14 protein-coding genes are annotated in these 10,591 nt (G+C 67.6%); 9 read left to right on the top strand and 5 right to left on the bottom strand.

The annotated features are described in order from the left end of the window. Positions 1-47: 47 nt before the first annotated feature. On the top strand, positions 48-791 hold the full coding sequence (locus tag N4R40_RS02345; RefSeq protein WP_261605760.1) for an alpha/beta fold hydrolase: 744 nt from the start codon (positions 48-50) through the stop codon (positions 789-791). Here the strand turns inward: N4R40_RS02345 and N4R40_RS02340 are convergent. Next, positions 778-2,025 carry an MFS transporter gene (locus N4R40_RS02340; protein WP_261605759.1) on the bottom strand — a complete coding sequence of 416 codons (1,248 nt, stop codon included), beginning with the start codon at positions 2,023-2,025 and terminating at the stop codon, positions 778-780. The two genes, N4R40_RS02345 and N4R40_RS02340, sit on opposite strands and share 14 nt — an antisense overlap. A gap of 257 nt (positions 2,026-2,282) precedes the next feature. On the opposite strand from N4R40_RS02340, the gene rpsT reads away from it, so the two are divergent. After that, positions 2,283-2,543, top strand: coding sequence for a 30S ribosomal protein S20 (gene rpsT / locus N4R40_RS02335; protein ID WP_261605758.1), 261 nt, complete (start codon positions 2,283-2,285; stop codon positions 2,541-2,543). 204 nt (positions 2,544-2,747) lie between these two features. On the opposite strand, the gene N4R40_RS02330 is transcribed toward rpsT, so the two are convergent. The 3 genes from N4R40_RS02330 to glgA all read right to left on the bottom strand — a co-directional run bounded on the left by N4R40_RS02330 (position 2,748) and on the right by glgA (position 5,135). After that, a complete protein-coding gene (locus tag N4R40_RS02330) occupies positions 2,748-3,005 on the bottom strand; it encodes a type B 50S ribosomal protein L31 (RefSeq protein ID WP_261605757.1) in 258 nt (85 codons plus the stop codon). A 125-nt stretch (positions 3,006-3,130) separates the two neighbouring features. Beyond that, positions 3,131-3,922, bottom strand: a complete 792-nt coding sequence (locus tag N4R40_RS02325) for an ABC transporter ATP-binding protein (protein WP_261605756.1) — start codon at positions 3,920-3,922, stop codon at positions 3,131-3,133. 25 nt (positions 3,923-3,947) lie between these two features. Continuing rightward, positions 3,948-5,135: a glycogen synthase gene (gene glgA, locus N4R40_RS02320; RefSeq protein WP_261605755.1), complete on the bottom strand. Its 1,188-nt coding sequence runs from the start codon at positions 5,133-5,135 to the stop codon at positions 3,948-3,950. 47 nt (positions 5,136-5,182) lie between these two features. On the opposite strand from glgA, the gene N4R40_RS02315 reads away from it, so the two are divergent. From N4R40_RS02315 to N4R40_RS02305, 3 genes are read left to right on the top strand one after another with little or no spacing between them, the layout of a single operon-like run. Next, the gene (locus N4R40_RS02315) at positions 5,183-6,427 is read left to right on the top strand and encodes a glucose-1-phosphate adenylyltransferase (RefSeq protein ID WP_261605754.1); all 1,245 of its coding nucleotides are present in this window, start codon (positions 5,183-5,185) and stop codon (positions 6,425-6,427) included. 24 nt (positions 6,428-6,451) lie between these two features. Further along, complete coding sequence (gene serB, locus N4R40_RS02310) at positions 6,452-7,087, top strand: phosphoserine phosphatase SerB (RefSeq protein WP_261605753.1); 636 nt, start codon at positions 6,452-6,454, stop codon at positions 7,085-7,087. Positions 7,088-7,119: 32 nt separating this feature from the next. Beyond that, complete coding sequence (locus N4R40_RS02305) at positions 7,120-7,818, top strand: alpha/beta fold hydrolase (RefSeq protein WP_261605752.1); 699 nt, start codon at positions 7,120-7,122, stop codon at positions 7,816-7,818. 1 nt (position 7,819) lies between these two features. Here the strand turns inward: N4R40_RS02305 and fabG are convergent, their stop codons facing one another. Beyond that, complete coding sequence (fabG, locus tag N4R40_RS02300) at positions 7,820-8,530, bottom strand: 3-oxoacyl-ACP reductase FabG (RefSeq protein WP_261605751.1); 711 nt, start codon at positions 8,528-8,530, stop codon at positions 7,820-7,822. A 100-nt stretch (positions 8,531-8,630) separates the two neighbouring features. On the opposite strand from fabG, the gene N4R40_RS02295 reads away from it, so the two are divergent. The 4 genes from N4R40_RS02295 to N4R40_RS02280 are packed head-to-tail and all read left to right on the top strand — an operon-like array spanning position 8,631 to position 10,590. Continuing rightward, complete coding sequence (locus tag N4R40_RS02295; RefSeq protein ID WP_261605750.1) at positions 8,631-9,104, top strand: DUF4190 domain-containing protein; 474 nt, start codon at positions 8,631-8,633, stop codon at positions 9,102-9,104. Positions 9,105-9,158: 54 nt separating this feature from the next. Further along, positions 9,159-9,539: a DUF3099 domain-containing protein gene (locus tag N4R40_RS02290; RefSeq protein WP_261605749.1), complete on the top strand. Its 381-nt coding sequence runs from the start codon at positions 9,159-9,161 to the stop codon at positions 9,537-9,539. Beyond that, positions 9,536-9,739 (top strand): hypothetical protein, encoded by a 204-nt coding sequence (locus N4R40_RS02285; protein WP_261605748.1) that lies wholly within the window; start codon positions 9,536-9,538, stop codon positions 9,737-9,739. The genes N4R40_RS02290 and N4R40_RS02285 overlap by 4 nt, the downstream gene beginning before the upstream one ends. Next, positions 9,736-10,590: an SURF1 family cytochrome oxidase biogenesis protein gene (locus N4R40_RS02280; protein ID WP_261605747.1), complete on the top strand. Its 855-nt coding sequence runs from the start codon at positions 9,736-9,738 to the stop codon at positions 10,588-10,590. Before N4R40_RS02285 ends, N4R40_RS02280 begins: the two co-directional genes overlap by 4 nt. The last annotated feature ends 1 nt before the right edge of the window (position 10,591 follow it).

Below are 10,591 nucleotides of genomic sequence, written 5' to 3'. Positions count from 1 at the left end.
GAGTGCCGATGGCGCCCTCGCGGACCTCGCCTGTTTAGGCTGAAGTCATGTCTGTCCACGTCGTGATGGTCCACGGCATCCGCACCTCTGCCACGATGTGGCGCGCGCAGGTCGATCATCTGCGGGCACGCGGGATCCCCTCGACCGCCGTCGACCTCCCCGGGCACGGGGCGCGCATGGACGAGGAGTTCACCCTCGACGGCGCATTCGCCACGATCGACCGTGCGGTGCGGACGGCAGCGGAATCCTCGGACGTCCTCTTGGTCGGCCACTCGATGGGCGGACTGCTGTGCATCGAGTACGCCGGCGCCGAGAGCCCGCCGCCGATCGCGGGCTTCATCGCTGCATCGTGCACCGCGATCCCCCGCGGCGTCGCGCTACGGACCTATCGCACGCTGGCGCGTGGGGTCGACCGCTTGCCACGGCGCGGCGCGTGGCTCTCCGAGCAGATGCTCGATCGCACGCTCCCGCCCGAGACCCGCCGCGACTTCGGCGCCGGCGGCTACGCGTACGACGCGCAAGATGTAGCGCTGCGGAGCCTGTCGGTACTCGATCTCCTGGCGGCGCTCCGCCGCATCGACATCCCCCTCTGGTTCGTCAACGGACAGTACGACCAGCTGCGGGTCAACGAGCGCCTCTTCACCCGCATCGCTCCGGATGCGGAGCTCATCGTCGTCCCGAGGACCACCCACCTCGTCACGGCGATGCGCCCCCAGGTGTTCAACGCGGTCCTCGACCTCGCGATCGCGACGCTCGAGGCACTCCCGGCGGGCCGCGTCAGCCGAGCGTGACCGTCGCAGTGCGCCGACGGATCGCGAGGGTCATCAGACCGCCGACGATCGACAGCACACCGCCCACCGCGAACATGAGCGAAAAGCCGCCGACGAGGGCCACGAGCCCCGCCCCGATGAGCGGTCCGAGCAGCTGGCCAAGGCTGGCCGACACGTTGACGAAGCCGAGGTCACGCGCATGGTCGGCGGCGTACGGCAGGAGATCGGTGCCGAGCGCGAGCCCGACCGCCATGTACGCGCCGTACCCGGTACCGAGCAGCGCGGCGCCGACCATCGTGATCTCGAACGACGGGATCACCGCGATCAACAGCGCCGCGACGCCCTGGACGATCGCCGACACCACGACGATCCCCACGCGGTGTCCCGTCCGGTCGCTGACGGCGCCCGCGATGATCGACGAGCCGACGACGAACACCGTGTAGACGAGGATCAGCAGCAACAGGTCGTCTTCGGCTCCCGCCGCGTCGCGATCGAGCCCGTACATGAGGAAGAAGAGCAGCAGGCCGGTCCCGAGCGCGTTGCCGATGTTGACGACGAGTCGTCCGGCGAGCAGCCAGGCGAAGTCCCGATCGCGCAGCGCCGCGAGCCGCTCGCCGAGGCGTCGAGGCGTGCGGGCTCCCGCCGATTGCACCGGTGCGGGCGGGTCCGGAAGCAGGAGCGCGGCGGTCACGCCGACCACGGCGAGGAACCCCGCAAGCACGAGATACCCGGCCACCGTGCCGAGTTCGAGCAGCACGATGACGCCGACGCCGACGATGATGCCGAGTGCTTGCGACGACGAGACAGCGGCCGAGGCTGTGCCGCGCTGCGTCGTGAGCTGGTCGGCGATGAGCGCCGTGAACGCCGCCGAGGCGACCGCCGTGCCGACCGACACGCCCACCCACGCGAGCCCGACGCCCCACGGCCCCTCGGCGAACGAAATGGCGACGAGGGATGCCGTGGCCGCCGCGACGCCGGTGAGCGCCCAGGGCCGCCGACGACCGAACGCGCCCCGCGTGCGGTCCGACAGGCCACCCGCGAGCGGACCCGCGATCACCCCGGCGATACCGCCGACGGCGAGAACGAGCCCCGATGAGACGACGCCGGTGATCCATCCGTCGGCGTCGTCGGGGGTGTTCAGCTGCAACGGGATCAACAGCTGCAGTGGAGTGAGCTGAACGGTCCACAGCGCGAGCCAGGCCAGAGTGAACAGCCCGAACCATCTCGCGCCGACGCGACCCGTGTCGCGGATCATGCGCGAGCCTCGCGAAACGGTGGACGCAGGTGAGTGAGGTCTACGGGGAGAATAGCTGGCACGTCAGCCCTTCGTCGAGCGTGATCGCCGGTCGGGAGCCGGTGAGGATGATCATGCCGCATGGCAGCGGCCGCTGACCTGATAGACTCGGTGATTGGCTTGCGTGGGAGTCCCACACCTCACACGACAGTCGCGAGGCGCCCCTCTACCGTCTTGCGACACTCTTCCAACCGTAACTCCGAACGAAAGACGTCGACGTGGCGAATATCAAGTCGCAGATCAAGCGCAACAAGACCAACGAGAAGGCGCGCGAGCGCAACAAGTCCGTGAAGAGCGAACTGCGCACCGAGGTGCGTCGCACGCGCGAGGCCATCGCCGGTGGCGACAAGGCCGCTGCCGAGAAGGCACTGGCGCGCGCGACCAAGAAGCTCGACAAGGCCGTGAGCAAGGGTGTCATTCACGAGAACCAGGCCGCGAACCGCAAGTCTTCCATCGCGAAGCAGGTTGCCGCGCTCTGAGCGTAGCTTTTCTGGCAAGGCCCGTCCCGTTGGGGCGGGCCTTCGTCGTTGGCGCGGCTCCCATCGCGGCTCCCCCACAGGTTGCGGGGTCGGTTGGTGCCGCATCCGCCGCTGGATGCGGCACCAACCGACCCGTGAACGCAGGCGTCGCGCCCAGGAACAACGAAAGCCCCGCCGAAGCGGGGCTTTCGCGTGGAGGCGAGCTCAGTTGCTCGAACCACCGAAGTTCTTGAAGCGCTGGTTGAACTTCTCGACGCGACCGGCCGAGTCCATGATGCGCTGCTTGCCTGTGTAGAACGGGTGCGATGCCGAGGAGATCTCGACGTCGATGACGGGGTACGTGACACCGTCGAGCTCGATCGTCTTGTCGCTGGACACCGTCGAACGGGTCAGGAAGGTCTCGCCCGAACCCAGGTCGCGGAACACGACAGCGTTGTAGGTGGGGTGGATGTCAGTCTTCATTGGGTTCCTCACGAAGTGCCCTGGATTTTGCCAGCGGCGGTGGAAGTCTGCGGTGCGCATGCGGACGCGCGCACACCAAGGAACGATTCTATCAGCCCGCAGACCCGATCAGGAACGGGCCTGGATCACGAACCTGCCTGTGCGCGCGCGGCGTACCGGCCGGCATCCTCGTTCAGGACGATGTCCGTGCCGAACGTCGCCGACAGATTCTCCGCCGTCAGCGCGTCGGCCAGCGGGCCTTGGGCGACGATCTCACCGTCGCGCAGGAGCAACACGTGCGTAAAGCCGACCGGGATCTCTTCGACGTGATGGGTGACCATGATCATGGCCGGCGTCGTGGGCTCCTGTGCGTAGCCGCCGAGCAGGCCCAGCAGCTCTTCGCGGGCGCCGAGGTCGAGGCTCGCCGTGGGCTCGTCGAGCAGCAGCATCTCGGGGTCGGTCATGACGGCCCGAGCGATCTGCACACGCTTCTTCTCGCCGTCCGACAGCGTGCCGAACGTCCGCTCGGCGAGGTGTTCGAGCTTCCACTCGGCCAGAACGCGGCGGGCGCGCTTCTCGTCGATGCCCTCGTACTCTTCATTCCATCGACCGAGAACCGAGAACGCGGCGGTGAGCACGACGTCCAACACCGTCTCGTCAGCGGGTATGCGGCGTGCCATCGCCGAAGAGGCGAAACCGATGCGCGGACGAAGCTCGAAGACGTCGGTGCGGCCCAGCGTCTCGTCCAGGATCGTCACCGAACCTGCGGTGGGATGCAGGAGCGTTGCAGCGAGCTGCAGAATCGTCGTCTTCCCCGCACCGTTCGGGCCGAGGATCACCCACCGCTGATCGTCGGTGACAGTCCAGTCCACATGATCGACGATGTTGCGGGAGTTGCGGCGGACGACGACATCGGCGAATTCGAGGACCTGCGGCATGCGACCAGCCTAACGGGCGCCCGCTTCAGTTCCCGGTCACCTCGCGGTAAAGCGCCTCGGTGGCGTCGGCGATCGCCTGCCAGCTGAACTCTTCGGCCGCACGGACGCGTCCGGCCTCGCCATACGCGCGTGCACGCTCGGGATCGGACACGACCTCGGTGAGGACGGCCGCGAGATCCGCGACGAACTTTTCCGGATCGAGGGGCGTGCCGGTGCCGTCCTGCGCCTGTTCGATCGGGACGAGTCGACCGGTGACGCCGTCGACGACGACTTCGGGAATGCCACCCGTGGCGGTGCCGACGACCGCAGCGCCGCATGCCATCGCCTCGAGGTTCACGATGCCGAGTGGTTCGTACACCGAAGGACAGACGAATGTCGTGGCGGTGGTCAGAAGCGCACACAACTGATCGCGCTGGAGGAATTCGTCGATCCAGACGACGCCGTCGCGGCGCGTCTGGAGCTCGCGCACGAGGTCTTCGACATCCGCCATGATCTGCGGAGTGTCCGGCGCTCCGGCGCAGAGCACGACCTGCACCTCGGGCGGCAGCAGGGCGGCAGCCCGCAAGAAATAGGGCAAGCCCTTCTGTCGCGTGATGCGCCCGACGAAGACGACCGAGGGCCTCGTCGGGTCGATCCCGTAGCGCTCGAGCAGCGCGGCATCCTCCTGCGGACGCCACGACTCGACATCGATGCCGTTGTAGATCACCCGCACCTTGTCGGGATCCAGAGCCGGGTAGCTGCGGAGGATGTCCCGCCGCATCCCCTCGCTCACGGCAACGACCGCGGCCGCACTCTCGTAGGCGGTCTTCTCGATGTAGCTCGAGACGGCATAGCCACCGCCGAGCTGTTCGGCCTTCCACGGGCGCAACGGCTCGAGCGAATGCGCCGTGACGATGTGCGGGATGCCATGCAGCAGCGACGCGAGGTGACCTGCGAAGTTGGCGTACCAGGTGTGCGAGTGCACGACGTCGGCGCCCGCGACGTCGCCCACGATCTCGAGGTCGACGCCGAGAGTCTGGACCGCGCCGTTGGCGGTAGCCAGCTCCGCGGGCACCTCGTACGAGGTCGTGTCGACCGCGTCGCGCTCCGCTCCGAACGCCCGCACCTGCACCTCGATGCTCCGCCGGAGGGCGGTGACCAACTCGGTGACGTGTACTCCCGCACCGCCGTAGATCTCCGGCGGATATTCCTTCGTGACGATGTCAACGCGCATGTCGTGAACGCTAGTACAGACGCCGATCTCGGGCATAGTGTGGAGCCATGCCAGCAGCGCCGAAGGTATTCGGAATCATCCTCGCCGGCGGCGAGGGTAAACGACTCATGCCCCTCACCGTCGATCGGGCCAAACCAGCGGTTCCGTTCGCCGGTCAATACCGGCTGATCGATTTCGCGATCTCGAACCTCATCAATTCGGGTCTTCGCCAGATCGTGGTCTTGACGCAGTACAAGTCGCACAGCCTCGACCGCCACGTCTCGCAGACCTGGCGGATGTCAGCTCTGCTGAACTCCTACGTCACCTCGGTCCCGGCCCAGCAGCGTCTCGGCAAACGATGGTTCTCGGGTTCGGCCGACGCGATCCTGCAGTCGCTCAACCTGATCCACGATGAGAAGCCGGACATCGTCATGGTGATCGGCGCCGATCACGTCTACCGCATGGACTTCGAGCAGATGCTGGAGGCCCACATCGCCTCGGGCGCGAAGGCGACGGTTGCCGGCATCCGTCAGCCGATCGAACTGGCGAACCAGTTCGGCGTGATCGACCTCGACCCCGCCGACAACGTCACGATCCGCGACTTCCTCGAGAAGCCGCAGAACCCGACGGGTCTCTCCGATGCTCCGCATGAGGTGCTCGCGTCGATGGGGAACTACATTTTCGACACCGACGCCCTGATCGCCGCCGTCGAGGCGGACGGAGAACTCCCCGGCTCCGACCACGACATGGGCGGCGACATCATCCCGTACTTCGTCTCACGGGGGGAAGCGGCCGTCTACGACTTCAAGCGCAACGATGTGCCGGGATCCACGGGTCGCGACAGGGACTACTGGCGGGACGTGGGGACGCTCGATTCGTTCTTCGACGCCCACATGGATCTGATTTCGACGTTGCCGGTCTTCAACCTGTACAACATGGACTGGCCGATCCATTCGCAAGCGGTGAACTCGCCGCCGGCGAAGTTCGTCCGCGACGGCGTGGGCCGCATGGGCAATGCGATCGATTCGATCGTCTCGCTCGGGTCGGTGCTGTCCGGTACCCATCTGGAACGCAGCGTCGTCGGCCCGTGGACTCTGGCCGGCGGTGGATCGACGATCACCGACTCCGTCCTCTTCGATCACGTGAGCGTCGGGCCGGGCGCCCGTGTGCACCGGGCGATCCTCGACAAGAACGTCGTGCTCGATCCGGGAGCGACGGTCGGCGTCGATCGCGAACGCGACCTCGCGCGTGGCTTCACCGTGACCGATTCGGGAATCACGGTCGTCGGCAAGAACGTCCACGTCACGGGCTGATCCACCGGCCGGTACGGTGGACGGGTGCCTGATGCCCGGTTCCTTGTCGTATTCGACGCCGACTCCACCCTCATCCGCAACGAGGTCATCGAGCTGATCGCCGATGAAGCAGGTCGCGGCGCAGAAGTGGCAGCGGCCACCGAGGCGGCGATGCGCGGCGACGTGGACTTCGCGACGAGTCTGCGCTCGCGTGTCGAGGCACTGCGCGGCGTGCCGGTGTCGGCGTTCGCTCGTGTGCTCTCGCGCATCGAGCCGACCCCCGGAGTGCGCGAACTGATCGCCGAGATCCACCGTCGAGGCGGGATCGCGGGCGTGGTCTCGGGCGGTTTCCACGAGATCCTCGACAGGGTGGCTCCGGATCTCGGTGTCGACGTCTGGCGGGCCAACCGTCTCACCGTCGCTGGCGATGCCCTCGCCGGCACGGTCGACGGTGACATCGTGGATGCTGCGGCGAAAGCGGCTGCGCTGCGGGAATGGGCCGCATCCCACGGCGTGCCCCTCGCCCACACGATCGCGATCGGCGACGGAGCGAATGATCTCGCGATGATGGATGCCGCCGGTCTCGGCCTCGCGTTCAACGCGAAGCCCGCCGTGCGCGCTCGGGCCGACCTCGTCATCGGTCCGGTCGACTTGCGCGACGTCATCCCGCTCCTCCCCTGACGGCGCGGGACGGCGGCGCGTAGTCTCGCCGCATGGACGTCATCCTGATCCCCGGTCTCTGGCTCGATGCCGCTTCGTGGGGAGAGGTGATGCCCGCGCTTCGGGACGTGGGGCTGAACCCGCGACCGCTGACCATGCCCGGTCTCGGTACGCCCGCCTCGGAGAGCTCCGGCATCGGCATCGCCGACTGGGTGACCGCTGCCGTGACCGCGATCGACACGGCCGAAGGGCCCGTCGTGGTCGTGGGGCACAGCGGCGGCGGGAATGTCGCGTGGGGTGCGGCCGATGCGCGCCCCGATCGCGTCGCGCGCGTCATCCTGGTCGATACCGCGGTCCCCGCCGACGGCGGAATCATCTCCGAGTTCGAGAAGGTCGACGGCGTGATCCCCTTCCCGGGGTGGGACTTCTTCGACGACGAGGAGGTCGCCGATCTCGATGCGGCGACCCGAGCGGCGACCGCCCCGCGCACTCGGAGTGTGCCGGCGCGAGTGCCGACCGACCCCATCGCGCTACGCGATGAGCGACGCTACCGGGTCCCGGTCACGGTTCTCTCGGGACAGCTCGAGGACGACGCCTTTCGCGGCTCCCTCGCGCAATGGGAACGCTCCGCGACCGAGTTCACCGCGATCGAGAGCACCGAGATCGTGAAGCTCGACTCCGGACACTGGCCGCAGTTCTCGCAACCCGCGCGCCTGGCCGCCGCGATCGTGGCGGCCATCCGACGTCCCTGAATCAGTGCCCCATCCCGAGCCCACCGTCGACCGGGATGACGGCTCCCGAAATGTAGGCGGCATCATCGGATGCCAGCCATGTCACGACTCCGGCGACTTCGTCGGCGGTCGCGAATCGTCCGGCCGGAATGTTGCGCTTGTACTCCGCCTGGGTGTCTTCCGGAAGCTCTGCGGTCATGTCGGTTTCGATGAAGCCGGGCGCCACGACGTTGGCGGTGATGTTGCGCCCACCGAGCTCGCGCGTCAGGGAGCGTGCGAAGCCGACGAGGGCGGACTTCGACGCCGAGTAGTTGATCTGCCCCGCCGAGCCGTAGAGGCCCACGACGCTCGAGATCAAAATGACGCGCCCCCATTTGGCTCGCAGCATCCCTTTCGACGCCCGCTTGACCACGCGGAATGTGCCGCCGAGGTTCGTCGCGACGACCGAATCGAAGTCGTCCTCGGTCATGCGCAGTAGCAGGGTGTCCTTCGTGATCCCCGCGTTCGCGACGACGATCTCCACCGGTCCGAGAGTCTTCTCCACCTCGGTGAAGGCCGCATCCAGTGAGGCTGCGTCGGTCACATCGGCACGCACCGTCAGGGTGCCTTCCGGGCCCTCTCCGGAGCGCGCGGTGACGGCGGTGCGATAGCCGGCGGCGACGAAGCGCTCGGCGATTGCGCGGCCGATGCCGCGGTTTCCGCCGGTGACGAGGACGACTCGATCGGTGGACATGATGCTCCCGGGTAGGCGTGAGTGGATCCGCACCAGCCTAGTCCGCAGGCGTGTTGGACACCCGGATAGGCTGGGGACGCCCCTCGAGAAGGAGAATCCCGTGAGCGATCCCACGCCCCCGCAGCCGCCCATCGCCGGACCGCCGACTCCGCCCGTCGCCCCTCCCTACGCGACCGCACCCACATACCAGCCGCCGGCCTACCCCGTGCAGCCTCCCGCCTTCCCAGGCCAGCAGCCCGTCCAGCAGTACCCAGGGGCGGCGCCGACGTACGGAGCCGCACCGTACGGCTACGGCGGCTACGCTCCCGCGCAGAAGACCAACGTGCTTTCGATCATCTCGATGATCGCGTCGATTCTCGGCTTCATCTGGGTGCTCCCCTTCATCGGGTCACTCGCCGGGGCGATCATGGGTCACATCTCGCTGAATCAGCTGAAGACCTCCGGCGAGAAGGGCCGCGGCATGGCCCTGGCCGGTGTCATCGTCGGCTGGATCGGGTTCGGGATCATCGTGCTCATCGCGGTTTTCTTCTTCCTCGTGATCGGCCTCGGCGCCTCCAGCGGGAGCTACGCCTGATCGCACAGTCAGGACGATCCGCGTGCCCCGGGGCAGGCGTACCCTGGGAAGACCGTGAAGACTCCCGTGACCCCGCAATCGGCGACCTCGCTCCCGCGCGCACCGCGCGACGAAGCGCAGACGCGCATGCGGAAGTACTTCATCATGATGAGCATCCGCGTCATCTGCTTCGTGCTGATGGTCGTCATCACGCCGTACGGCTGGTACACCTGGGTCCTCGCCGTAGGCGCGATCTTCCTGCCGTACTTCGCTGTCGTGATCGCCAACGTCGCCGCGTCGAGTACCGACAGTCGTGCTGTCGCCCCCGAACGCGCCCTTCCGGTGACGCCGACCGATTTGCTCTCTCCCGCCGACTCCACGGGCGTCATCCGGCTGCAGGAGACGAAGGCCGTTGCTCCCGAGCACCCGGCCGAGTCACCCGAGGAGACGTCGTGAGCGATCGGGTCTGCTCGCGGGCCGGGTGTCGCGCGGGAGCCGAGTGGCAGGTGGTGTGGCGCAACCCCCGCATCCATGCCGCCGACCGGAGAAAGATCTGGGCCGCGTGCGCGGAGCACGTCGACTATCTGCGGGACTACCTCGCCGCGCGCGACTTCCCCGTCGAGGTCCTCGCCTTCGACGTCGAGGCTCCCGCGTGAACGGCCGCACAGCGCTGCGGTGGAGCGGCTATGTGGGCTTCGCGATCGCTTTCGCGGTCGCCTGCGCGTTCTTGTCCAACTGGCAATTCGACCGAAACGCGTGGCGAGATGCCCAGCTCGACCTGATCGCGGCCAACTACGACGCCGAACCGGTCCCGCTCGCGGACGTGGTGCCGATCGGCGGGACCTTCGATGCCGGCGACGAGTGGCATCCGATCATCCTCGAGGGTGAGTATCTCGCCGAGCAGACGCTCCTGGTGCGCAACCGCGCCCACGGCGGGACGAGTGCCTTCGAAGTGCTGGTGCCGTTCCAGACGGACGACGGCCGCGTGATGATCGTCGACCGGGGATGGTTGCCGCCCGCGGAAGACTCCCCCGACCCCGCCGCGGTACCCGCTCCCCCGAGCGGCAAGACCACCGTCATCGTGCGCCTGCGCCCAGGAGAACAACTCCCCTCGTCCGGCCGATCGGCGCCGGAGGGCCAGGTCCCCACGATCCATCTGCCGCTGATCGGCGAGACGATCGGCGCCGAGGAGTTCATCGACGAGGCCTACGGGCTCATGGTGAGCGAAGACCCCGCTGTCACCCCGGTTCCGCAGGCGCTTTCGTCCCCCTCGGAAGACCCTGGTCCGTACCTGTCCTACGCGATCCAGTGGATCCTGTTCGCCGTCATGGGCTTCGCATTCATCTGGTACATGATCCGCACCGAGATCCGTTATCGCCGAGAGGATGCCGAAGAAGCAGCCGGCGGCGAATCTGCGGCATCCGCACGGCGCCGACGTGCCGACGCTCGGCGCGACCGCGACATGCAAGACGAGGATGCCCTCGTCGACGAACTCACGCCGGGCTGAT

It is taken from the genome of Microbacterium memoriense, from assembly GCF_025398275.1.
In the GTDB taxonomy this organism is placed as follows: Bacteria; Actinomycetota; Actinomycetes; order Actinomycetales; family Microbacteriaceae; genus Microbacterium; species Microbacterium memoriense.
This window is presented reverse-complemented; position numbering and strand designations above follow the sequence as displayed.